General features: G+C 71.6%; 17 protein-coding genes. 6 read left to right on the forward strand and 11 right to left on the reverse strand.

Annotated elements, in window-relative coordinates; translation table 11 throughout:
- Positions 1-17: 17 nt before the first annotated feature.
- From AC5L30_RS08815 to AC5L30_RS08825, 3 genes are all read right to left on the reverse strand, one after another.
- Positions 18-965: a permease prefix domain 1-containing protein gene (locus AC5L30_RS08815; protein ID WP_494866400.1), complete on the reverse strand. Its 948-nt coding sequence runs from the start codon at positions 963-965 to the stop codon at positions 18-20.
- The gene (locus AC5L30_RS08820) at positions 962-1,303 is read right to left on the reverse strand and encodes a PadR family transcriptional regulator (RefSeq protein ID WP_494866401.1); all 342 of its coding nucleotides are present in this window, start codon (positions 1,301-1,303) and stop codon (positions 962-964) included. The genes AC5L30_RS08815 and AC5L30_RS08820 overlap by 4 nt, the downstream gene beginning before the upstream one ends.
- A 130-nt stretch (positions 1,304-1,433) precedes the next feature.
- Positions 1,434-2,033: a hypothetical protein gene (locus AC5L30_RS08825; RefSeq protein ID WP_494866402.1), complete on the reverse strand. Its 600-nt coding sequence runs from the start codon at positions 2,031-2,033 to the stop codon at positions 1,434-1,436.
- 132 nt (positions 2,034-2,165) lie between these two features.
- Between AC5L30_RS08825 and AC5L30_RS08830 the strand changes: the two genes are divergently transcribed.
- Complete coding sequence (locus AC5L30_RS08830; RefSeq protein ID WP_494866403.1) at positions 2,166-3,620, forward strand: serine/threonine-protein kinase; 1,455 nt, start codon at positions 2,166-2,168, stop codon at positions 3,618-3,620.
- A gap of 50 nt (positions 3,621-3,670) precedes the next feature.
- The gene (locus tag AC5L30_RS08835) at positions 3,671-4,852 is read left to right on the forward strand and encodes a low temperature requirement protein A (protein ID WP_494866404.1); all 1,182 of its coding nucleotides are present in this window, start codon (positions 3,671-3,673) and stop codon (positions 4,850-4,852) included.
- Here the strand turns inward: AC5L30_RS08835 and AC5L30_RS08840 are convergent.
- The 3 genes from AC5L30_RS08840 to AC5L30_RS08850 form a co-directional block, all read right to left on the reverse strand.
- A complete protein-coding gene (locus AC5L30_RS08840; RefSeq protein WP_494866405.1) occupies positions 4,849-5,397 on the reverse strand; it encodes a hypothetical protein in 549 nt (182 codons plus the stop codon). The genes AC5L30_RS08835 and AC5L30_RS08840 overlap by 4 nt on opposite strands.
- Positions 5,394-5,933: an RNA polymerase sigma factor gene (locus AC5L30_RS08845; protein WP_494866406.1), complete on the reverse strand. Its 540-nt coding sequence runs from the start codon at positions 5,931-5,933 to the stop codon at positions 5,394-5,396. Before AC5L30_RS08845 ends, AC5L30_RS08840 begins: the two co-directional genes overlap by 4 nt.
- Positions 5,934-6,031: 98 nt before the next feature.
- Complete coding sequence (locus AC5L30_RS08850) at positions 6,032-6,652, reverse strand: L-threonylcarbamoyladenylate synthase (protein ID WP_396716972.1); 621 nt, start codon at positions 6,650-6,652, stop codon at positions 6,032-6,034.
- Positions 6,653-6,797: 145 nt separating this feature from the next.
- On the opposite strand from AC5L30_RS08850, the gene dnaE reads away from it, so the two are divergent.
- The gene (gene dnaE / locus AC5L30_RS08855) at positions 6,798-10,328 is read left to right on the forward strand and encodes a DNA polymerase III subunit alpha (RefSeq protein WP_494866407.1); all 3,531 of its coding nucleotides are present in this window, start codon (positions 6,798-6,800) and stop codon (positions 10,326-10,328) included.
- 54 nt (positions 10,329-10,382) lie between these two features.
- On the opposite strand, the gene abc-f is transcribed toward dnaE, so the two are convergent.
- The 3 genes from abc-f to AC5L30_RS08870 all read right to left on the reverse strand — a co-directional run bounded on the left by abc-f (position 10,383) and on the right by AC5L30_RS08870 (position 14,624).
- Positions 10,383-12,020 carry a ribosomal protection-like ABC-F family protein gene (gene abc-f / locus AC5L30_RS08860; protein ID WP_494866408.1) on the reverse strand — a complete coding sequence of 546 codons (1,638 nt, stop codon included), beginning with the start codon at positions 12,018-12,020 and terminating at the stop codon, positions 10,383-10,385.
- Positions 12,021-12,345: 325 nt separating this feature from the next.
- Positions 12,346-13,041 carry a response regulator gene (locus AC5L30_RS08865; RefSeq protein ID WP_494866409.1) on the reverse strand — a complete coding sequence of 232 codons (696 nt, stop codon included), beginning with the start codon at positions 13,039-13,041 and terminating at the stop codon, positions 12,346-12,348.
- Positions 13,038-14,624, reverse strand: a complete 1,587-nt coding sequence (locus AC5L30_RS08870) for an ATP-binding protein (protein ID WP_494866410.1) — start codon at positions 14,622-14,624, stop codon at positions 13,038-13,040. The genes AC5L30_RS08865 and AC5L30_RS08870 overlap by 4 nt, the downstream gene beginning before the upstream one ends.
- Before the next feature lie 98 nt (positions 14,625-14,722).
- Between AC5L30_RS08870 and AC5L30_RS08875 the strand changes: the two genes are divergently transcribed.
- The gene (locus AC5L30_RS08875) at positions 14,723-16,117 is read left to right on the forward strand and encodes a cation:dicarboxylate symporter family transporter (protein WP_494866411.1); all 1,395 of its coding nucleotides are present in this window, start codon (positions 14,723-14,725) and stop codon (positions 16,115-16,117) included.
- A 188-nt stretch (positions 16,118-16,305) separates the two neighbouring features.
- On the opposite strand, the gene AC5L30_RS08880 is transcribed toward AC5L30_RS08875, so the two are convergent.
- On the reverse strand, positions 16,306-16,833 hold the full coding sequence (locus AC5L30_RS08880; protein WP_494866412.1) for a hypothetical protein: 528 nt from the start codon (positions 16,831-16,833) through the stop codon (positions 16,306-16,308).
- A gap of 293 nt (positions 16,834-17,126) precedes the next feature.
- On the opposite strand from AC5L30_RS08880, the gene AC5L30_RS08885 reads away from it, so the two are divergent.
- Both AC5L30_RS08885 and AC5L30_RS08890 read left to right on the forward strand, forming a co-directional pair.
- Positions 17,127-18,539 carry an FAD-dependent oxidoreductase gene (locus AC5L30_RS08885; RefSeq protein WP_494866413.1) on the forward strand — a complete coding sequence of 471 codons (1,413 nt, stop codon included), beginning with the start codon at positions 17,127-17,129 and terminating at the stop codon, positions 18,537-18,539.
- 87 nt (positions 18,540-18,626) lie between these two features.
- Positions 18,627-20,816, forward strand: coding sequence for an FUSC family protein (locus AC5L30_RS08890; protein WP_494866414.1), 2,190 nt, complete (start codon positions 18,627-18,629; stop codon positions 20,814-20,816).
- A gap of 30 nt (positions 20,817-20,846) precedes the next feature.
- Here AC5L30_RS08890 and AC5L30_RS08895 read toward each other — a convergent pair whose 3' ends face one another.
- Positions 20,847-22,958: an NACHT domain-containing protein gene (locus tag AC5L30_RS08895; RefSeq protein ID WP_494866415.1), complete on the reverse strand. Its 2,112-nt coding sequence runs from the start codon at positions 22,956-22,958 to the stop codon at positions 20,847-20,849.
- Between the last annotated feature and the right edge of the window lie 57 nt (positions 22,959-23,015).

The raw sequence follows: 23,015 nt of genomic DNA on the forward strand, positions 1-23,015 counted from the left end.
GCCGTGCGGGGTGTCGCTCACGCCGTCTGACGGCGCGTCTTGATCGCGGTGTCGATCAGGTCCCAGACCGCTACCACGGCCGCGCCCACCGCGATGGTAGCGCCGAGGACGTTGCGGTTGTCCGCGTCCGCCAGCCAGGCCAGGCGCTCGGCCAGGGCCGGGTTGAGTAGCCGGTCGGAGAGCGCCAGCCACATCAGCGGCACCGCGAACGCCAGGCTGAGCAGCGCCCTGGCCACGAAGAGCGCCCAGGTCCAGTGCGCGATCCGGTACTTGACGATCTCGACCACCACGCTGGCGGCCAGGACGACGATCAGCGCCGGCAGCCAGAACGACCAGAGTGCCGGGTCGAGGATCGGAATGTTCTCGCCGTCGGTGCCGCGCACCCAGGACCGGTAGTGCTGGAACGGCAGGTACGCGATGGTCAGCACCAGCATGATCACCGATGCGACGGTGTCGGCGAGCGGGATGCCCCGGTGCACCGGGGCGTCGGGCAGCTGGTCGACCGTCCAGCCCGGCAGGTCCACCGTCGCCTGGGAGCGCTCGATGATGGCGAAGGTCAGGGTGAGCCAGAAGGCGATGTGCACGGCCACGTGCAGGGCGACCACGATGCCTGGCCCGATGGCCCCGAAACCCTTGCCCTCGGCGACCTCGACGATGGCGACGATCGTGCCGACGAGCGCCGGGATGAAGCTGAGCAGCAGCTTCAGCAGCCGCTGCCAGACCAGGTAGTAGGTCGGGCCGATGAGCTGCAACCGGCGGTCGGCGTACCGGGCGGCCAGCACGTCGGGGTTGCCCAGCTCGGTGAGCACCTCCCGCTCGGCCACGGTCGGGTCCGCGCCGCCGCCGGTGCGGTCGTCGATCATGTCCTCGATGGAGGCCCGCAGCTCGGTGGCGATCTCGTCGCGGCGCTGGGTGGGCACCGAGCGCAGGGTGGCGGCGAGGTAGCGGTCGGTCAGGGTGTTCATCGGTCCACTCCTTGGATCAGCCCGGTGACGGAGGTCTGCACGGCGGCGAGGTCGTCGAGGAGCCGGTTCAGCATCGACTCGCCCTCGTCGCTGGTCCGGTAGAACTTGCGCGGTCGGCTCTCCTCGGTGTTCCACTCGCTGGTCAGCAGCCCTTGGTCCTCCAGGCGGCGCAGCAGCGGGTAGAGGGTGTTGGCGTCGACCGGGAAGCCGTGGTCGGTGAGCCGTTGCAGCAGTGCGTAGCCGTAGTCCGGTCGGCGCAGCGCGACCAGGCTGGCCACCACGACGGTGCCTCGACGCAGCTCCTGTAGGTGCGTCCGTAGAACGTCCTCGCTAACCATGTGTCACACCATACTGTGTGACACACAGTGTTGTCTAGCAAGACATCATCGTGTCCGCCCGGCCTCCGTTCGGTCCGACACGACGTACGGGGCGCCCGGTCGACACCGGACGCCCCGCACCTGGGAAAAGTCAGCAGGACACGCCCTGGCGGAAGTTGCGCTCGACGAAGCTGGCCGGGCCGACCTGGAAGTAGCCCACCCCGGGCCGGATCGGATGCCCGGTGAACAGCTCCACCCGCGACCCGACCCGGACCAGGTACGCCTCGGCGTCCCCCGCGTCGTTGCGGATCAGCGACCCCCGTCGGCCATAGATCGCCTCCAACTCGTCGAAGGACATGCCGACCGTGGCGCCGGCGGGGGATCGCGGCGGCGCGGTGGCCGTACCGACCTCCACCAGTCGCCCGTCGCGGAAGGCCAGCAGCAGCACGCCGGCCCAGGAACCGGTCACGCCGGCGTGCACCACCCCGCCGCAGCTCGGCGCGGTCCAGCCGATGTGCCCGTTCGTGGTGAGCGCCGCCAGGCTGGCGCCGATGCGGTACACGCCGGCGCCGCCGACGCTGAGCACCTGCGGGTGGCTGTGCCCGACGGTGGCGGCGAGCGGACCGCGCGTCGAGGCGGGCGTGGCGCCGCCGGCCAGGGGTGCCGCCGCCGCCGGGCCGGCGACGGTCGCCGGAGCGAGCGTGCCGAGCGCCAACGCGGCGGTGGTGAGAAGGATCGCGGGACGGTTCATGGTGGCTCCTTCGGTGATGGGTCTCCTGCCCTGTTAGTCACCGCGCCGGGGCCAACGGTTCGTCGGGATTCCGACCGGCCGGGTCTACTGTGCAGAGAAACGCCGACCGACCGTGCTGGCCGGGGGTGAACGGTGACGGCTCCACTGCGGATCGGGCCCTACGCCATCGAGCGACTGCTGGGCGTCGGTTCGTTCGCGACGGTCTGGCTCGGCTACGACCGGGCGCTCGACGCGTACGTGGCGATCAAGGTGCTGGCCGAGAACTGGAGCCACGACCTGCGGGTCCGGGAACGCTTCCTCGACGAGGCCCGGTTGCTGCGCCGGTTGGAGCACGAGCGGCTGATCCGGGTGCACGCGGTCGGCGAGCTGCCCGACGGCCGGCCGTACGCGGTGCTGGCCTGGGCGGACGGAGGCAGCCTGCGGGACCGGCTGGCCGCTGGCGAGATCCCCGCGCCGACGGCGCTGCGGCTGCTCGGCGAGGTCTGCGCCGGGGTCGCCGTCCTGCACCGGCACGGCGTCGTGCACCGCGATCTCACCCCGGGCAACATCCTGTTCCGCTCCGCCGGCCCCGGCGGCGCGGAACAGGTGCTGATCGCCGACCTCGGCCTCGCCAAGGCGCTCGCCGCCGCATCCGGGCTGACCGCCCGGGCCGGCACCCCGGGCTACATGGCCCCCGAGCAGGACGATCCGGGCGCGGTGGTCGACACCCGCGCCGACGTGTACGGGCTCGGCCGGCTCGGCATCCGGCTGCTGGCCGCCGAGCCGTCGGGCGCGAACCCGACCAGACCCGAGCCACCTCGGCGCGCCCTGGAGATCCGCCTGCGGGACGATGTGCCCCCGGCGGTCGCGGCGGTGCTCGCCCGGGCCACCGCCCGCCGCCCGGCCGACCGCTACTCCGACGCCGCGACCCTGCACGCCGCGTTGACCCGCGCGAGCGGCCCGGCGGGACGGCCGATCGCGGCGACCCGCGCCAGCGGCCCGGCGGGACTCGCTGCGGCGTCCGGCCCGGCGCGGCACCAACCTCCGCCGGGCCGCCGGTACCGGTTGCGGCTGGCCGGGGCCGCGGTCGTGGCCGTCGCCGCCGTGGGTGCGGTGGGCGCCGAGCCGGGTGGCGCCGGGTCGGGTCGGCCGGTCGGCGGCACGTACACGACCGGGCCGTTGACAGTGACGTTGCCGCCCGGCTGGTCCGCCACGGGTGCCACCTGGGCCGGCCAGTACGGTGCCGACGGCAAACCCGAGCCGGCGCTGGTGATGTCGCCGCAACCCCGCCGGTGGGCCGCCGACCCTCGCCTGCCTGGCGCGTTCGTGGGCCTCTCCACCAGCACGGCGGCACGCGCCACGCCCACCGGGTTCCTGGCCGAGCGCACCCACGGCGACTGCACGCCCACGCCGGCCCGCGCCAGCCGACAGGCGGGCGTCGAGTGGACCGTGGTGGCGTACCGCTGCGACCGGGGGCGACCGCAGATCATCGAGTCGGCCGCCCTGCACCCCGGCCGGCCCGCCCTGGTGTACGTGCAGATCGTCCCGCCGGCGGACAGTGGGCCCGCCTTCGTGGACACCCTGCTCGCCGGCGTACGCCTGCGGTAGGTGCGGCCGAACGCGCCCGTCGGCGGTCCTCCGGGTGTGAAGCTGTCACCGTGGCGGAGAAGCGCGAGCCGGTGAGCGGCGGCACGCGTCGGGCGCCGATCCGCACGCCCAACGGGTCACCGCGTACGGATCTGCTGGAGCTGTTCTTCGACCTCGCACTGGTCGCCGGTCTGGCGATGACCTCGATGAAGATGGCCGCCGACCAGAGCTGGACCGGCATCGTCCAGGCGCTGGTCCTGCTGTCGACGCTGTTCGCGGTGTGGGTGACCACCACGTTGATCACCGACAGCTACAGCCCCCGGAAGCATCCGATCCCACTGCTGATCCTGGGCACCATGTTCGGCCTGATGCTGATGTCGGCCACGTTGCCAACGGCGTTCGGTGACCACGGGTTGATCTTCAGCGGTACCTGGGTCGCGATCTTCCTGGTCCGAGGGCTGGTGCTCGCCTGGTACCTGCGGGGCCGGCCGGAGCAGGAGCGTTCCGTACGTGCCCTGATCTGGGACGTCGGCACGGGGACCCTCTGGGTCGTCGGCGGTCTGGTGGCCGATCCCGGCTGGCGGCTCGGACTGTGGCTGGCCGCGCTGACGGTGGACTACACCGCGTACGGTCTGCGCTATCCGATTCCCGGTCGGGCACCTCTGCCGCGCTACCAGGTGGTACCCGAGCACCTCGCCGAGCGCTACCAGCAGATCTACATTCTGTCCCTGGGTGAGCTGGTCCTGGTCACCGTCCTCAGCCTGGGCCACCAACCGTTCACCGCGGATCGGGTGGCCACCTTCGGCACCGCGTTCCTCACGGCCGTGGTGCTTTGGTGGAGCTACGCCCGGGGAGCCGGCGCGACCCTGCGCGCGGCCATCGAGTCGTCACCGCGTCCGGCCCGGCTGGTGCAGACCAACCCGTACGCCCACTGGCTGATGCTCGCCGGGGTGGTCGGCACGGCTGCCGGTGTCGAACGGATCCTCGAGCAGCCCGGCGAGCGGCCGGACGCCCCGATGACCGCGCTCATCCTTGGCGGCGCCGGGCTGGTGCTGTGCGGTCGGGCGGTGCTCGAATACGAGGTCTACGACCGGCTGCCGTTGTCCCACGTCCTCGGCGTCGCCGTGACGATCGCTCTCGCCCCGGTCGCGCCGCACCTTCCCGGCCTGGCGGTGGGCGTCGTCGCCGGTCTGGTGCTGCTGGGCGTCGCCGCCGCCGAGTTCCTCCGGGCTCGGCGCCAATCCGCTGGTTAGCGGACCACCACGGTGATGGTGTGCTCCCGGCCCTCCTTGGGGATCGTCACGGCGACCGTGCCGGGGCGGACGAAGCGGATGTCCACCACGCCCGCCTCGTACTGCTGGGAGACCAACTCCGGGCGGTCCACGGTAACCAGCCCCGGCCCGATGCCCTGGATCCGCAGCACCGCGCCGGTGGCGAAGCAGAGTGATGTGAGCAGCTCGATCTCGGTCTCGGCGAGCGGCAGGTCGTAGCGGACCGCGCCCTGACAGGCCGGCGTCGCGTCGGTCGGCGGGGGAGTCGTTCGGGGCGTACCCCGTGTTCTGGTGGGTGCGGGCGGTGCCGCGACCGGGCGCGTGCTGGTCGGCGGCGGTCGGGACGGTGACCAGGTGGGCGCGGGGATCGCGGAGATCGCGGGGGTCGCGGAGGGGGTCGGCGTCGAACGGGTCGGGCCGGGCGGTTGTACGGGCAGTGGCGAGACGGCGTCGGCGCCGCCGCAGGCGGCGACGCCCACGGTGGCCGCGAGGACGAGGACGACCCGGTGGAGCGACGCCCGGCTCATTCGGCGCCGAGCCGTTGCCGGACCTGCCGCCGGGCCAGGTGCAACCGGGACTTCACCGTGCCCACGGGCACGTCGAGCAGGGCGGCGATCTCGGGGTAGCTCAGCCCGAGGACGTCGCGCAGGGCGACCACCTCGGCGAGGTCGGGGTGGACCGAGTCGAAGGCGTCGAGCAGGTCGAGGCGGGTGCCCGCGACCACGCTGGTGCGCCGGGGGTCGGCCTGGTCGGGCACCGGTATGCCGCCGGCCTCCAGGCGGCAGCGGCGGCGCAGCGTGCGGTACGTGGAGCGGGCCCGGTTGGCGGTCAGCCGGTGCAGCCAGGTGCGGAACGAGGAGCGCCCCTCGAACCGGGTGATGCCGCCGGCCAGCGCCAGCAACGTGTCCTGGCAGGCTTCCTCGGCGTCCTCCCGGCTGGGCAGGAAGCGGGCGCACAGCCGCAGCACCTCCGGGCGCACCGCGACCAGCAGGGCGTTCAGCGCGGCCGGGTCGCCGTGCGCGGCGGACCGGGCCAGGGCGTCGATGTCGTCCGCGTCGGGCATGCCGGATGTCCAATGCTCGCCGGTGCCGATCCCTGAGCGTACGACCGGCGCCGCCGCGGCGGCCCCGTAGCGTCCGGCACCCGACGCGAACCGGCGGGCTACTCGAAGCGGGACACGTCCCCGGCACCGCGGCGCAGGATCTCCGGCTCGGGCCCGGACAGGTCGATCACGGTCGTCGGCTCCTTGCCGCAGTCGCCGGCGTCGAGCACCGCGTCGAGCTGGTGGTCGAGCCGTTCCTTGATCTCCCAGCCCTGGGTCATCGGCTCCTCGTCGCCGGGCAGGACCAGCGTGCTGGACACCAGCGGCTCGGCCAGCTCGGCCAGGAGCGCCTGGGTGACGGTGTGTCGGGGCACCCGCACGCCGACGGTCCGCTTCTTCGGGTGCAGCATCCGGCGGGGCACCTCCCGGGTGGCCGGCAGGATGAAGGTGTAGCTGCCCGGGGTGGACGCCTTCACCAGGCGGAAGACCGCGTTACTGATCTGCACGAACTGACCGAGTTGGGCGAAGTCGTGGCAGACCAGGGTGAAGTGGTGCCGATCATCGAGGTGTCGGATCTGCCGGATCCGGTCCAGCCCGTCCTGGTTGCCCAGTTGGGTGCCGAGCGCGTAGCAGGAGTCCGTCGGGTAGGCGACCAGCCCACCACCGCGGATCAGGTCGGCGACCTGCCCGATGACCCGGGGCTGTGGGTTCTCCGGGTGTACGTCGTAGTACCTCGCCATCCTGAAGAGCCTAGGCCCATCCGGGGCCGATCAGGAGACGAGGGCCACCCTCGGCGCGGACGGTGGAGCCGCCGAGATCACCTCGGTAGGGTAGGTCCCGGTCGGCTCCGACCAACAAGATCCACACCGCCGGGGGGCGCCACGCATGGCTGATTCGTTCGCGCATCTGCACGTGCACACCGAGTACTCGATGCTCGACGGAGCGGCCCGACTGAAGGACCTGTTCGCCGAGGCCAAGCGGCTGGGCATGCCCGCTGTGGCGATCACCGACCACGGCAACATGCACGGCGCGAACGACTTCTACAACCAGGCGATGGCCGCCGGGATCACCCCGATCCTGGGCGTCGAGGCGTACGTGGCGCCGGAGTCGCGCTATCACAAGGCGCGGGTCAAGTGGGGTCGCCCGGAGCAGAAGAGCGACGACATCTCCGGTAACGGCGCGATCACCCACAAGACCATGTGGGCGAAGAACGCGCAGGGCCTGAAGAACCTCTTCACCCTCAACTCGCGCGCCTCCATGGAGGGGCACTACGTCAAGTGGCCCCGAATGGACATGGAGCTGATCGCCGAGCACGCCGAGGGGATCATGGCCACCACCGGCTGCCCGTCCGGCGCGGTGCAGACCCGGCTACGGCTGGGCCAGTTCGACGAGGCGCTCAAGGTCGCCGCCAGCTACCAGGACATCTTCGGCAAGGACAACTACTTCCTGGAGATCATGGATCACGGCCTCTCCATCGAGAGCCGGGTCCGCGAGGGGCTCACCGAGATCGCCCGCAAGCTGGACATCCCACCGGTGGTCACGAACGACTCCCACTACACCCACGAGGCGCAGGCCACCGCCCACGACGTGCTGCTCTGCGTGCAGACCGGCAGCAACATCGACGACCCCAACCGGTTCCGGTTCGAGGGCGGCGGCTACTTCATCAAGAGCGCCGACCAGATGCGCGCGGTGGACTCGTCCGAGCTGTGGCAGGAGGGCTGCCGCAACACCCTGCTGGTCGCCGAGAAGGTCGACCCGAAGGGCATGTTCGAGTTCCACAACCTGATGCCGCGTTTCCCGGTGCCCGAGGGCGAGACCGAGGAGTCCTGGTTCCGCAAGGAGACCTTCGCCGGCCTGGCCCGCCGCTACCCGAACGGCATCCCGGAGGGGCACGTCGTCCAGGCGGAGTACGAGCTGGGCGTCATCAACCAGATGGGCTTCCCGTCCTACTTCCTGGTGGTCGCCGACTTCATCCAGTGGGCGAAGAACCAGGGCATCGCGGTGGGCCCGGGCCGTGGTTCGGCCGCCGGGTCGCTCGTGGCGTACGCGCTGGGCATCACCGACCTGGACCCGATCCAGCACGGCCTGATCTTCGAGCGGTTCCTCAACCCCGAGCGGGTCTCGATGCCGGATGTCGACATCGACTTCGACGAGCGTCGGCGCGGCGAGGTGATCAAGTACGTCACCGACAAGTGGGGTGAGGACAAGGTCGCCCAGATCGCCACCTTCGGCACGATCAAGGCGAAGGCCGCGATCAAGGACTCGGCCCGGGTCCTCGGCTTCCCGTACGCGGTCGGCGACCGGATCACCAAGGCCATGCCACCGGCGGTGATGGGCAAGGACATCCCGCTCACCGGCATCTTCGACAACAAGCACCCCCGCTACGCCGAGGCGGGCGAGATCCGCGGCCTGTACGACTCCGACCCGGACGTCCGCAAGGTCATCGACACGGCCAAGGGCATCGAGGGGCTGATCCGGCAGACCGGTGTGCACGCCGCCGGCGTCATCATGTCCGCCGAGCCGATCATCGAACACATCCCATTGACGCGCCGCGACGCCGACGGGGCGATCATCACGCAGTTCGACTACCCGACGTGCGAGTCGCTCGGGCTGCTGAAGATGGACTTCCTCGGCCTGCGCAACCTGACGATCATCGACGACGCGGTCAAGAACATCGAGCTGAACCACGGCCGGAAGCTCGACCTGCTGGCCCTGCCGCTCGACGACAAGGCCGCGTACGAGCTGCTGGCCCGCGGTGACACCCTGGGCGTGTTCCAGCTCGACGGTGGGCCGATGCGGTCACTGCTGCGGTTGATGAAGCCGGACAACTTCGAGGACATCTCCGCCGTCCTGGCCCTGTACCGGCCCGGCCCGATGGGCGTCGACTCGCACACCAACTACGCGCTGCGCAAGAACGGCCTCCAGGAGATCACGCCGATCCACCCGGAGCTGGAGGAGCCGCTGCGGGAGATCCTGGCGCCCACCCACGGCCTGATCGTCTACCAGGAGCAGGTGCAGCGCGCCGCGCAGATCCTCGCCGGCTACACCCTCGGTCAGGCGGACCTGCTGCGCCGGGCCATGGGTAAGAAGAAGAAGGAGATCCTCGACAAGGAGTTCATCCCGTTCCGGGACGGCTGCCGCGAGCGCGGCTACTCCGACGAGGCGATCCAGGCGGTGTGGGACGTCCTGGTGCCGTTCGCCGGCTACGCCTTCAACAAGGCGCACTCGGCCGCGTACGGCCTGGTCTCCTACTGGACGGCGTACCTGAAGGCGCACTACCCGGCCGAGTACATGGCCGGGTTGTTGACCAGCGTCGGCGACGACAAGGACAAGATGGCGCTCTACCTGGCCGAGTGCCGCCGAATGCGCATCCAGGTGCTGCCGCCGGACGTGAACACCTCCGCCGGGCCGTTCACCCCGGTCGGCAAGGACATCCGCTTCGGCCTGGCCGCCGTGCGCAACGTCGGGGCGAACGTGGTCGCCTCGATCATGCGCTGCCGGGAGGAGAAGGGCGAGTACACCGACTTCTACGACTTCCTGTCCAAGGTGGACGCGGTGGTCTGCAACAAGAAGACCATCGAATCGCTGATCAAGGCAGGCGCGTTCGACTCCCTCGACCATCCCCGCAAGGGCCTGCTCGCGGTGCACGCCGACGCGATCGACGCGTACGCCGACGTCAAGCGCAAGGAGGCCGTCGGCCAGTACGACCTGTTCGGCGCCGGGTTCGGTGACGCCGACACCGGCAGCACGACGGTGATGCCCACCATCGGCGACAGTGAGTGGGACAAGCGCGACAAGCTGGCCTTCGAGCGGGAGATGCTCGGCCTGTACGTCTCCGACCACCCGCTGTTCGGCCTGGAGCACATTCTCAACGCGGCAGCCGACACCACCATCGCCTCCCTGGCCGAGGAGGGCGCGGTGCCCGACGGGGCGGTCGTCACCCTCGCCGGCATCCTCTCCGGGGTGCAGCGCCGGGTCACCAAGCAGGGCCGGGCCTGGGCATCGGCCACCCTGGAGGACCTGGCCGGCGGGGTGGAGACGCTGTTCTTCCCCAACACCTACGAGGTGATCGGGCAGTACATCGCCGAGGACGCCATCGTGGTGGTCAAGGGTCGGGTGGACCGCCGCGACGACACCCCACGGATCATGGCGATGGACATGTCCATGCCGGACGTCAGCACCAGCGCCACCAACAAGCCGGTCACCCTCACCATCCCGGTGCACCGGTGCACACCACCGCTGGTGGAACGGCTCAAGGAGACCCTCGTGCTGCACCCCGGCGACACCGAGGTGCACGTCAAACTGCAGAACGGCGGCCGCACCACCACCCTGCGGCTGGGTCCGTTCCGGGTGGCGGCGACGACCGCGCTGATGGGTGACCTGAAGAGCGTCCTCGGCCCGGCCAACGTGAGCTGACCGGGCCTCGGTCCGGCCGGCGTACGCCGGCCGGACCGAGGACGGCCGCCGGGCTCAGCCCCGGTCGGGGGCGCTGATCTCCCGCAGCTGGCCGTCGGCCAGCCGCAACCAGCGCTGTACGCCGATCTCGGCGAGGAACCGTTCGTCGTGGCTGACCACCACGAACGCCCCCTGGTACGCCGACAACGCGCTCTCCAACTGGGAGACGCTGACCAGGTCCAGGTTGTTCGTCGGCTCGTCGAGCAGCAGCAGCTGCGGCGCCGGTTCGGCGCAGAGCACACACGCCAGGGTGGCGCGCAGCCGTTCACCGCCGGAGAGCACCCCGACCGGCAGGTTCACCCGCGAGCCCCGGAACAGGAACCGGGCCAGCAGGTTCATCCGCTTGGCGTCCGGCAGGCTGGGCGCGTACGCGGCGAAGTTCTCCGCGACCGTGCGGTCCAGGTCCAGCAGGTCCAGCCGCTGCGACAGGTACGCGATCCGCCCGTCGCCGCGCTTCAGCTCACCGCCGGACGGTTGCAGGTCACCCTGGACCAGGCGCAGCAGGGTCGACTTGCCGACGCCGTTCGCCCCGGTGAGCGCGATCCGTTCCGGACCCCGGATCACCAGCTCGGCGCCGTCGCCGCCGAACAGCTCCCGGTCGTCGAAGCGGGCCCGCATCCCGTGGCCGGAGAACACCGTGCGCCCGCTCGGGACGGTGGTGTCCGGCAGGTCCACGACAATCCGGTCCTCGTCGCGTACCGCCCGGCCGGCCTCGTCGAGTCGAGCCTTGGCCTGACCGAGCCGGGAGGAGTGTGTCTCCTGCGCCTTGCCCGCCGACTCCTGCGCGCTGCGCTTGAGCCCGCCGGCGACGATCCGGGCCAGGCCGGCGTTCTTCAGGTTCTTCGAGGCGTTGCTGGCCCGCCGGTCAGCGCGCTCCCGGGCCTGCTGCATCTCCCGCTTCTCCCGCTTGACCTCCTGCTCGGCGTTGCGCAGGTTGCTCTCGGCCACCTCCCGCGCCGCCTGCACCGCCTCGGTGTACGCGGTGAAGTTGCCCCCGTACCAGCGGATCTCGCCCTGTTCCAGCTCGGCGATGCGGTCCATCCGGTCCAGCAGCTCCCGGTCGTGGCTGACCAGCAGCAGGCACCCGGACCAGTCGGTCAGCACGTCGTAGAGCTTGTGCCGGGCCGCCAGGTCCAGGTTGTTGGTCGGCTCGTCGAGCAGCAGCACGTCCGGGCGGCGCAGCAGTTGGGCCGCCAGACCGAGGGAGACCACCTGGCCTCCGCTGAGGGTGTGCAGCCGCCGGTCGAGTTCCAGGTCACCGAGGCCGAGCCGGTCCAGCTCGGCCCGGGTGCGCTCCTCGATGTCCCAGTCGTCGCCGATGGTGGCGAAGTGCTCCTCGCTGGCATCGCCGGCCTCGATGGCGTGCAACGCCGCGATCCGCTCGGCGACGCCCAGCACCTGCGCCACGGTCAGGTCGCCGACCAGCGGCAGTGTCTGCGGGAGGTAGCCGAGCACACCGTCGACGGTGACGCTGCCGCCGCTGGGCCGCAGCTCCCCGGCGATCAGCCGGAGCAGGGTGCTCTTGCCGGCGCCGTTGGGCGCGACCAGGCCGGTGCGACCGCCCGGCACGGTGAAGGACAGCTCCGAGAAGACCGGGGTGTCGTCCGGCCAGGAGAAGGAGAGATTCGAGCAGACAATGAACGCATCAGACATGCGAGTGACCTCAAAGGGTGGGGTGGGCGCGCCTCAGCCGCCCGACGACAACGGGAACCGGTGGAACGACGTCATGGCCTCGGCGGCTGCGCCTACGCGCGCCGAACCGATGGCCGAACACATCCGGTCTCACCCGGAGATGTCGTCGTCACCCGCCATGTCTGGTCTCCCTGGTCGTACCGCTAACCCAACCCGGTCAGTCTAACAACGGATCTCCGCCCCGCCACCGGTTACGGCCCACCTCGGTCGATCTTGCACTTGCTGTTGTAGAAATGTCGCTTCTGCGAGTAATAGTCCCCGCAGAAGACGCAAGATCGGCGAGGCGTCAGCGGGGTCGGTACTCGACCTCCGGGCGGCCGGGGGTGCCGTAGCGGGGGGTTCGAGCGGCCCGGTCGACGGTGACCAGATACTCCAGGTAGCGGCGGGCGGTCACCCGGGAGATGCCGGTCAGCGCGCTCACCTCGGTCGCGGACAGCCCGAGGGCCGCGCGGGTCCCGTCGGTGAGCGCGGCGCGTACCCGATCGAGGGTCTGCGCGTCGAGCCCCTTGGGCAGGCTGTGCCCGGCGGTGCCGCGCAGGGTGGCGAACATCTGGTCCACCTCGTGCTGGGCGGCGACCTCGCCGTCGGCGAGTGCCTGGGCGCGGTAGTCGGCGTACCGCTCCAGCTTGTCGCGGAACGCGGCGAACGTGAACGGCTTGAGCAGGTAGTGGGTCACCCCGAGAGACACGGCGGTGCGCACCACCGCCAGGTCCCGCGCGGAGGTCACCGCGAGCACGTCGACGCTGCTGCCGGCCGCGCGCAGCGCCCGGCAGACGTCCAGGCCGTGCAGGTCGGGCAGCCGAAAATCAAGGAGTACGAGGTCCACGTCGCCGCCGTCGTTGGCGCGCAGGGCCGCCATCGCCGCCCGCGCGGTGTGCGCCACCCCGACCACCACGAAACCGGGGACCCGTTCGGTGTACGCGCTGTGCGCCTCGGCCAGCAGCGGCTCGTCCTCAACGACAAGCACCCGGATGTCGGTCATCGGCGTGCCCCGACGACCGGCAGCCGGACGGTGAACACGCTGCCGCCGTCGTCCGAGCGGTCCACCTCGGCGCTACCGCCGTGCCGGCGCACCACCTGCCCGACCAGCGCCAGGCCGAGCCCGCGGCCGGTGCTCTTGGTGGACCAGCCGCGCCGGAACGCGTCGGCGACCCGCTCCGGCGCCAGCCCGGGGCCGCTGTCGGCGACCCGGACCACCAACTCGTCGTCGGCCGCGCCGACGAAGACCCGGACCCGGCGCGGCGCCGGCGTGCCGGCCACCGCCTCCAGGGCGTTGTCGACCAGGTTGCCGACCACGGTGAGCAAATCACCGGTCGGCAGCGGACTGTCGTCGAGGCGGCAGTCCGGCTCGATCACCAGATCCACCCCGCGCTCGCCGGCCTGCGCGGACTTGCCGAGCAGCAACGCGGCCAACGCCGGCTCGGTCACCGCGCCGACCACCCGGTCGGTCAGCTGCTGGGCGAGGACCAGGTCCCGGGTGCCGAGCCGGACGGCCTCGTCGGCGCGGCCCAGCTCGACCAGGGTCAGCACGGTGTGCAGCCGGTTGGCCGACTCGTGGGTCTGCGCCTGCAACGCCTCGGTCAGCGCGCGCACCGAATCCAGCTCGCTGGCCAGGGTGCGCAGCTCGGTCTGGTCGCGCAGGGTCAGCACGGTGCCGAGCACGGCACCCTCGAAGCGGGTGGTTCGCTGGTTGGCGACGAGCACCCGGTCACCGGCGAGGATCGGCTCGTCGCGGGCGTCGCGCCCGGAGTCGAGCAACTCGGCCGCCGCGGGCGGCAGGTCGATCCCGGCCACCGGCTGGTCGATCACCGGCGCGTCCGCGTCCAGCCCCAACAGCCGGCGGCCCTCGTCGTTCACCAGCGCCACCCGACGATCGGTGGTCAGCACGACGAGACCTTCGCGGACCGAGTGCAGAACGGCGTCGTAGTACTCGTACATCCGGGTCATCTGCGCTGGACCCAGACCGTGCGTCTGGCGACGGAGCCGGCGGCTGAGCAGCCAGGAGCCCGTCGCGGCGAGCGCCAGAGCCGGTGCGGCCACACCGAGCAGCACCGGCAACTGGCCGAGCAGCTTACGGTCGATCGCACGGGTGGTGATGCCCACCGAGACCAGACCGACGAGGCGTCGCTGCTCGTCGTAGACCGGGACGACCGCGCGTACCGACTCGCCGAGCGTCCCGACGTTGGTGGTGGTGAACGGGCGGCCCGCCAGGGCGGGCCCGATCTCGCCGACGAACGGCTCGCCGATCCGGTCCCGGGTCGGGTGCGAGAAACGGGTGCGGTCGGGGGCCATCACCACCACGAAGTCGGTGCCGGTGGCCTTCCGGGTCGATTCGGCGTACGGCTGGAGGACCCTCGCGGGGTCGGCGGTGGCGAGGGCCGCGCGGACGTCGGGGGAGCCGGCCACGGTCTGCGCCACCGCGAGCACCTCCTCCTGCGCGGCCTGGCGGGAGTCGCTGCGGGCCAGCCAGACGGCACCCGCCGCGCCGGCCAGCACGAGCAGCGTCACCACCATCGCCTGGAGGGCGAAGAGTTGCCCCGCGATGCTCCACTGGCGTCGGGCCACCCCCCACCACCTCCTCGTCACGCCACCGTCGACGCCATCGCGGTGAACAGAATGACCGCAAGGCTGTCAACGGGTGAGACGCGCTTCACATTGTCGACATGGACACCACCGCACCCGACACCACCCCGGCACCGGCGGTCCGCCGGGACCGTACCCGTTACCTGTATCTGGCCGTCATCGTGGCCGTGGTCGCCGGCATCGTGGTCGGCCTGGTCGCCCCCGATTTCGGCAAGGAACTCAAGCCGATCGGCACCGGCTTCGTCAACCTGATCAAGATGATGATCAGCCCGGTCATCTTCTGCACCATCGTGCTCGGCGTCGGCTCCGTCCGGCAGGCCGCGAAGGTCGGCAAGGTCGGCGGCCTGGCCCTCGGCTACTTCCTGACCATGTCGACCGTCGCCCTCGCCATCGGCCTGGTCGTCGGCAACCTCATCCACCCCGGCTCCGGGCTGAACCTCGGCCCGGACCTCGCCGGCGCCGGCAAGGCCGCCGCCGGTGACGAGGCCGCCGGTACGGCGGACTTCCTGCTCGGGATCATCCCGACGACGCTGCTCTCCTCGCTCACCGAGGGCAAGGTGCTCCAGACGCTGCTGGTCGCCCTGCTGGTCGGCTTCGCCGTCCAGGCCATGGGCCGGCGGGGTGAACCGGTGCTCAGCGCCATCACCGTCATCCAGCGGGTTGTCTTCAAGGTCCTCGCCATGATCATGTGGTTGGCGCCGATCGGTGCGTTCGGCGCGATGGCCGCGGTGGTCGGCGCGACCGGCGTGGACGCCCTCAAGAGCCTCGCCCAGATCATGGTGGGCTTCTACGCCACCTGTCTGATTTTCGTGCTGGTCTTCCTGGGCGCGCTGCTGTGGTTCGTGGCCCGGATCTCGATCTTCTCGCTGCTGCGTTACCTGGGCCGGGAGTTCCTGCTGATCCTGTCCACCTCGTCGTCGGAGTCGGCGCTGCCGCGGCTGATCGCCAAGATGGAGCACTTCGGCGTGAGCAAGCCGGTCGTCGGCATCACGGTGCCGACCGGCTACTCGTTCAATTTGGACGGGACGGCCATCTACCTGACCATGGCGTCGCTCTTCATCGCCGACGCGCTGGGCAAGCCGCTGGCCATCGGCGAGCAGATCTCGCTGCTGCTGTTCATGATCATCGCGTCGAAGGGCGCCGCCGGGGTCACCGGCGCCGGGCTGGCCACGCTGGCCGGTGGCCTCCAGTCACACCGCCCGGACCTCGTCGACGGGGTCGGGCTGATCGTCGGCATCGACCGGTTCATGTCGGAGGCTCGGGCGCTGACCAACTTCGCCGGCAACGCGGTGGCGACCGTGCTGGTGGGGACCTGGACCGGAGAGTTCGACCGGGACCGGGCGGCCGCGGTGCTCAGTGGGAACGACCCGTTCGACGAGGCCACCATGGTCGACGAGCACGACGACGACCACGACGACGAGGCGGCGCCCCGCCCCGACGAGAAGGAAGCTACGCCAGCCGGAGCCCCGGCCTGAGTCACGGCATGGACGGGTCGCGGCGGCCGGTGCCACCGCGACCCTGCCCGGCAATGATCCACTCCGTTTCCCGAAAATCGGGGCATCCGAACGACCCCGACACCGCGTTTTCCTGCAACCCGGGTCGATCTTCAGGTGCCGGGCGCGGAGACGGCCCCCGTCCACCCCAACCGCCTGAGCGCGCGGGGCTATGGCGCGGTGCTCCTGTCGCAGGGGACGCCGATGCCGAGGTTGACGCGGTCGTCCTGGCCGTTCGACGTCACGACGAGCGGTACACAGGCGGCCTGCGCGACCCAGGTGCCGCCCACGAAGGCGAGCCACTGAGCCGGCCCGCCCTCCGGCGCGCACGTGTGCACCGTGGTGGCCGCCGCGGGCGTGCCGGTGCCGCCCCATCCGAGCCGGGCCTTGTCCTGCCAGCCCGGCGCCACCCGCAGGTCGACGACCCGGCCAGCGCGGACGACGAGCCCCCATTTGGCGAACAGTCGCGCCGCCGGATCGGCCTCCCCGGAATCTTCCACCGACATCACGGGGGCGTCGGGCACTGCCACGTCCTGCCCCACCAACCGGTAGCCCGCCGGCGGTGCCGACAGTTCATCGACCGACGCCGTGCAGGGCGGCCCACCATCGCTGGCGTCGGTCGACGGCGCCGCGCCGTTGGCCGGCGGCGGGGTGTGCTGGCGCGACTCACCTGCCGGCGTGCAGGCGGACAGAATCATCGCCAGGCACAGGAAGCCCCACCCGGCGATCGGCCTGGCCCGACTGCGCACACCGGACTCGGGAAGGGCCGGGGCAGGTGGGGTCCGGGTCGCACCGGCATGGGCACTCATCCCGGTATTCATAGCTGCTGGTTGGTCCCGGCGCGACCCTGGCCGGCGGGCCCGCCGCGGACCTGGCCACCGCAGCCGGGGTGTCAACTCGAAATAGTGAGCCAACTGAGCGCTGACGGCGGGCACCGCGATGGTTACGGTCGTGGATGCCACGGTTTCCCGACCGTTCGAGGAGTGATCGCATGTCCCCCTCTCCGTCCCGGCTCTTTGCCGAGCTAGCGACGGCCGAACCACCGGCCGAGACCAGAGTGGTCATGCGACGTGCGGTGGTGCTCGGTGGCAGCATGGCCGGGTTGCTGGCGGCCCGGGTGTTGAGCGACCACGCCGAGGAAGTGCTGATCGTCGAACGGGACCCGTCCGATGTCGACGCCGGGCCACGGCCGGGGGTGCCCCAGGGCAGTCAGGTGCACGCGCTGCTGCCCGCCGGTCAGGTCCAGTTGGAGCGCTGGTTTCCCGGCATCGCCGACGAGGCGCTCGCGCTCGGCGCCCCGCCGCCGTCGCGCGACCCGAGCACGGCGAAGGTCTTCGTGAACGGCAGACTGGGCCTGCCGCCCGCGGCGACCGGCACCGGGCCGGCGCTGATCACCACCCGTCCGTTCCTGGAGGCGCTGGTCCGGCGGCGCACCCTCGCCACCGACAACATCCGCATGGTGTACGGCCGGGCGGAGGGCCTGCTCTTCGACGAGCGGCGGGTCACCGGCGCCCGGTACCTGCCCGAGGGCGGCACCGAGCCCGTCGTCGAAGCGGCCGACCTGGTGGTCGACGCGATGGGGCGGTCCAGCCGGTTGAGCGACTGGCTGGCCGAGCACGGGTGGCCGCGCCCGCCGATGCACCGCATGCCGATCAAGCTGAACTACGCCACGGCGCTCTTCAAGCGCGACGAGAAGGTCAGCGACGCCTGGGTGGCGGTCTTCCACACCATGGCGGGCAAGGGGCGTACCGCCCGGATCGGTGGGATCAACTCGGTCGAGGGGGACCGCTGGATCATGCTGGTGGCCGGTTACGACGGGGACCGGCCCAGCCGCGACGTCGCCGACTTCACCGCCCGCTGCCGGGAGCACTACCCGCAGATGTTCGGTGACATCGCCGAGCACGGGGAGATGCTCGGCGGGGTGGTCACCTACCACCAGGCGGACAGCCGACGCCGCGACTTCCACAAGCTCGACCGGCTGCCCGCCGGGTTGGTCGCCGCCGGCGACGCGGTGGCGTCCTTCAACCCGGTGTACGGCCAGGGCATGACCTCCGCGGCGCTACACGCCTCCTGCCTGTCGAGGTATCTGCGCTCCGGTCCGAAGCCGCACGACGAGCCCGCGCGGGCGTACTTCGACCAGGTCCGGGTGGTGGTCGACGCCGCCTGGCAGATCTCCACCACCGCCGACATCGAGCTGCCACACGTCGGCGGGCCGTACCCGCCCGGTTACAAGGTCACCAAGTGGTTCGGGGACCTGCTCTTCCGGGCGTCGCTGACCGACCCGGTGCTCAACGCCCGGTTGGGCCGGGTCACCACCATGCTCGACCACCCGGCCGCCCTGAGCCGCCCCGGCACCCTGTTCCGGGCCCTCCGGCTCGGTCTGCTCGGCAACTCCCGACGGTGATTCGTCGGCAAACCCGCCGCCCACCGCCGAACGCGGTGGAGAATGGTGGGCCGGGGAGGGGTGCTGTGACGAACCGGGGGAGCGGTTGTGCTCGGAACCAGCCTCCTTGGCCGGCTTCGCCGCCGTGACCCGGGTGACGCCATCCTGCGACGGGCGGCACGGCTGACGCTCGTCGCGTCCGTCGTCTTCTACAGCTGCCGGTACGGCGTGGGCAGTTCGACGCTCGCCACGTACGGGTTGTTCGGCACGATCGCCGCCGGGTCGTTCGCGCAACTTCCTGGCCCGGCGCCGCAGCGGGCGCGAATCCTGGTGCTGTCGCTGCCGGCGGTGTGGGCGCTGATCGCGGTGGGCTCGCTCCTGGCGTGGAGCACGTGGGCGGCCGCTGGCGGCATGCTGGTCATCGGGTTCGTGGTGGCGTTCGCCGGGGTCGCCAATCCCCGTCTGGTCGGGTTGGCGAGCGCGTTCCAGCTCTTCTACATCCTGGCGTCGTTCCCGCCGTACCAGCCGGGCACCCTGCCGGAGCGACTCGGTGGGGTCACGTTCGCCGTCGTGCTGCTCGCCGCGGCCGAGGTGTTCCTCTGGCCCGACCCGGTGCCGGTCTCCTACCGGCAGCGCCTCGCCGAGGCGGCGGACGGCGTCGCCGCCTTCCTCGACGCGGCCGCCGAGGGGTTGACCGACCCACGCGCCGATCCGGCTGGTCGGGGCACGCGGCGCGAGCGGGCGCATGACGTGGTAACGGCGATCGAGTTGGGCCGCGACCCCCCGGAGTGGGCTCCCATCGCAGCGGGCGTCAAGGACCGGGCACTGCGGATCAGCGCCACCGCGTTACGGGAGGTGTTCGCCTTGGCGGACCGGCTGGCGGCGGACCTCCCACCGGAGCCGATCCCGGACCTGTCGGCGGCCCGTCTGCTGCGTTCGTGCGCGGACACGACCCGTGCCGCCGGTCGGAGCCTGTCGCCGGGTGCCCCGGCGGTGGACCTCGACGACCTGGACGCCGCAGTCGGGCGAGCCGAGGCGACGTACTCAGTCGGAGGGGGCGACGGCCGCGACGCGTTGGACGTACCCCGGTTGTGCCAGGACGCGAGCGCGTTGGCCCTCGCCGACCAGGTGCGGGTCTTCGCCGTCGGGTCCCGGGTGGCCACCGGGCCGCGGCCCGACGGGACGGACACCGGCTCAGGGGTGTTCGAGTACGCGCGGCACCGTCCCTGGACGCTGTACTGGTGGCAGGTCCGCTCCCACCTCGCACCCCGCTCGGCTCACCTGCACAGCTCGCTGCGGCTGGCCGTGGCACTCGCCATCGCCCGGGTGGCCGCCGGGGTATTGCAGCTGACCCACGGCTTCTGGGTGCTGCTGGCCACTCTCACGGTCCTGCGGACCTCGGCCGCGGACACCCGCACCGCGCTGCGGCCGGCCGTGCTCGGCACGATCGCCGGTGCCGTCGTCAGCGGCGGCGTGATGCTCGTCGTGGACCAGCCGATCGTGTACGCCGTCGTCCTGCCGGTGACCCTGATGCTGGCTTTCGGCGCTGGTCGGCTGCTCGGTCCGGTGTGGCAGCAGGCGCTCTTCACGGTGCTGCTGACGGTCGTCTTCGCGCAGCTCAACCCCGAAGGGTGGCGGCTCGCCGAGATCCGCCTCGTCGATGTCCTGCTCGGCGCGGTGATCGGTGTCCTCGCCGGCGTGGCGATGTGGCCGCGCGGCGCGGGCCACGACCTGCGGCACAACGCCACCCGCTATCTGGCGGCCAACGCGGACGCGGTCGAACAGACTGTCGAGGCGGTGCTCGGCGGAGCGCCGCCATCCGACCGTGCCATCGACCGGGTTCGGCGTCGGATGATCCTCGTCGACTCGTCCTACGGCCAGTACCACTCCGAGCGGCACGATCCGCACCGTCAGCAGGTGAACTGGGATGCCGTCCTGAGCGCCGGGAACCACGTCGTGCCCGGCGCGGAGTCGCTGTTGCGTCGCAACCCGCCCGGCTGCCTCGCCGGCTGGCCCGAGGCGGCGGCGCTGTTGCGGGACTCCGCCGGGCGCCTGCGATCGGCGTACGAGGACCTCGCCGACGAGGTCGCGGACGGCCGCCCCTCGGCTTCGACGCCGGTCCCGACCAACCGTGCCGTCGAGCTGGACCGGATCCGCGCGCTGCTGAGCGGGGCCGACCCGTCGTCGGTGCGGCATCTGGTGGAGGTCGACCGGTGGCTCGCCGGTCTCGCCGACAGCCTCGCCCGGATCCGTCGGCCCGTCGGTGACGAACCGGTCGATCGCGGCCGGAGGCCGTGACGGCAGTTGGCCAACGGCCCCGACTGACGATCATGAGGGGTCTTCTCGACGGCTCGCCTTTCGTGCGACCCGCTGGTTGCGGCGCCACGACTCGGCGAGATGCCGCTGGATCTCCCGGTGCGGGAAGCGGTACGCGCTGCCGGCGGCCTGTAGCACCAGCCGTTCCCGGCACCAGTCCAGGAAGCCCAGGTAATCGGCCGGTCCGTGACCGGACTTCGCGAGTTGGCGGAAGAACGCCCGGTACTGCAGGACCGGTACGCCGCCGAAGATCAGCCAGAAGCTGGCCATGCAGAGGACCGCGAACGGAATCCCGAAGCTGAGCCCCCATGCCAGGTCGTCGTCGTGGAGCCCGCGCATCAGCCCGGCCGCCAGGGCGATCGGCGGGCCGAGCCCCAGCGCGGCCGTCCAGGCGATCCGCTTGGATCGCCGCACCCGCGCGCCCGGCGGCAGACCCTCCCGGTCGGGGATGGATACCGGGTTGCCGGCGAGCGCGATCGCCACCGGCGCCGTGGCGAGCGTTGCGGTGACAGCAGTCACGACGACACCCGTGCCGGCGATGGAGGTGGGGAGGGACGGCCGGGCCACCAGTACTCCGATCGAGGAGAAGAGCAGGCCGAGCAGCGTCAGCGGCAGCCACTGCCCCGTGACCCGCCACACCGGCTCGATGGGCCGGTCCGGCCTGCAGTGCCGGCGTCGGATGTGCAAGCTCGTGGCGAAGGTCAGCAGCAGACCGTTCCACATGAGGGGAATCCCGGCGAAGAGGTCGCCGCCCCCGACGAACGCGATGACGTACAGCACGCCGATGGCGGCCGTCCAAGTCATCGGAAGCCAGTACCTCGGCCGGATTTTCAGCTCTTTGGCATCGGTGACGTCCGCGATCCACGCCGGTGGGAGCCGGTCGAGGTAGAAGTCTGCGCTGCGGTGCCGGGTCATCCACTCCGCGAGCCACTCCAGCCACCGCCGGGCGTCCTCGGGCGGGAAGCCCGGCTGCCGGTCTGTCCGCCGGTGCAGCAGGGCGTCGACGTGGATCTCGATGAGGTCGGCCCGCCGCTGACGTACCGAGCCCTTTGCCGGCAGCGTGGCGTCCGGACGGCTGGCGGACACCCGGGCGACAACGCCCAGCATCATCGGCGTACCGATCATCGCCCACCACGCCTGGTCCTTGGCCGGCACCGCCCGAACGGCTTCCGACACCGAGCTGCCCAGGTCGGCGAGGTAGGTGTCGACCTCGCGCCGGTCGAGCGGCACGATCTCCAGCGCGTGCGAGAGGCTGAGTTTGGTGCCGCCGGTGAGGTGGTCGTCTGTCCGGGAGCCGACCGCCACGGGACAGGGGCCGAGACGAAGGAATGCGTCGAGTGCCCGGACCGCCCGTTCCCGGCCGCGGATCTCGTCGAGCCCGTCGAGAAGGAGTACGAGTGACCGTTCCTCGACCCACTCTCGGACCAGGTCGGCCCCCACCCCCGGGTAGGTGTCGGCGGTGACCCGGCACAGCCACTCCGTCACCGGTTCGTCGCCACCCCGCCAGGACGCCAGGCTAACCAGGATCGGAATCTGCGGGTCCTCGTCACGCGGGTCGGCCCGCTCGCACAACCACAGGCACAACTCGGCCAGCAGGGTGCTCTTGCCGGCACCGCCGGCACCAATCAGGAGCAGCGACCGCCCGGTGCCGTCAAAGATCTCGCCGATCTCGTCGGCACTGGCGGTCGGGCCACCATTCGGTGTCGCCGAGCGGGGTGCGTCCGGCAGCAGGCGGGGATTGCCGAGCAGATCCGGGCGGCCTCTCAGCCTCAGCGGAAGGCGCGGAATCTCGGCGAACGTCTCCCGCAGCGCTTCCCGCGCGGCGGCTTCTACGAGCCGGATCGTCTGCTGCTTCTCCCTCAGCCGCCGCGCCCTGGAGCGGCGGCTGCCCGCGCCCGGCATGCTCTGCCGCGTCTGCCACGCCACCGCGAGCAGAAAGGCGACGACCGCCGCCGCGAACGCCGGCAGCGCCAGCCGGTCCAGCTGCGCCGGCACCCGGTCGCTCACCAGATTCGTGAGCAGTCCCACCGGGACGGAGAGCGCGGCGACGGCCAGCGCCGCCAGCCACGTCCGGCGGTGCCGGCCGGCGGAGCCGGCGGCGTCGACAGATCGCCTGAAGCGCATGGCCTCCCCAGCCTGGCCCGCCTCGTGTCGGGCCATGCGAGACAGTACTCACCGGGG

The organism is Micromonospora sp. BQ32 (assembly GCF_059358895.1).

What these genes read in the sequence shown, in the direction of transcription:
- AC5L30_RS08815 (WP_494866400.1), bottom strand. Translation starts at nt 965, where the DNA reads ATGAACACCCTGACCGACCGCTACCTCGCCGCCACCCTGCGCTCGGTG.
- AC5L30_RS08820 (WP_494866401.1), bottom strand. Translation starts at nt 1,303, where the DNA reads ATGGTTAGCGAGGACGTTCTACGGACGCACCTACAGGAGCTGCGTCGA.
- AC5L30_RS08825 (WP_494866402.1), bottom strand. Translation starts at nt 2,033, where the DNA reads ATGAACCGTCCCGCGATCCTTCTCACCACCGCCGCGTTGGCGCTCGGC.
- AC5L30_RS08840 (WP_494866405.1), bottom strand. Translation starts at nt 5,397, where the DNA reads ATGAGCCGGGCGTCGCTCCACCGGGTCGTCCTCGTCCTCGCGGCCACC.
- AC5L30_RS08845 (WP_494866406.1), bottom strand. Translation starts at nt 5,933, where the DNA reads ATGCCCGACGCGGACGACATCGACGCCCTGGCCCGGTCCGCCGCGCAC.
- AC5L30_RS08850 (WP_396716972.1), bottom strand. Translation starts at nt 6,652, where the DNA reads ATGGCGAGGTACTACGACGTACACCCGGAGAACCCACAGCCCCGGGTC.
- dnaE (WP_494866407.1), top strand. Translation starts at nt 6,798, where the DNA reads ATGGCTGATTCGTTCGCGCATCTGCACGTGCACACCGAGTACTCGATG.
- abc-f (WP_494866408.1), bottom strand. Translation starts at nt 12,020, where the DNA reads ATGTCTGATGCGTTCATTGTCTGCTCGAATCTCTCCTTCTCCTGGCCG.
- AC5L30_RS08865 (WP_494866409.1), bottom strand. Translation starts at nt 13,041, where the DNA reads ATGACCGACATCCGGGTGCTTGTCGTTGAGGACGAGCCGCTGCTGGCC.
- AC5L30_RS08875 (WP_494866411.1), top strand. Translation starts at nt 14,723, where the DNA reads ATGGACACCACCGCACCCGACACCACCCCGGCACCGGCGGTCCGCCGG.
- AC5L30_RS08880 (WP_494866412.1), bottom strand. Translation starts at nt 16,833, where the DNA reads ATGATTCTGTCCGCCTGCACGCCGGCAGGTGAGTCGCGCCAGCACACC.
- AC5L30_RS08885 (WP_494866413.1), top strand. Translation starts at nt 17,127, where the DNA reads ATGTCCCCCTCTCCGTCCCGGCTCTTTGCCGAGCTAGCGACGGCCGAA.
- AC5L30_RS08895 (WP_494866415.1), bottom strand. Translation starts at nt 22,958, where the DNA reads ATGCGCTTCAGGCGATCTGTCGACGCCGCCGGCTCCGCCGGCCGGCAC.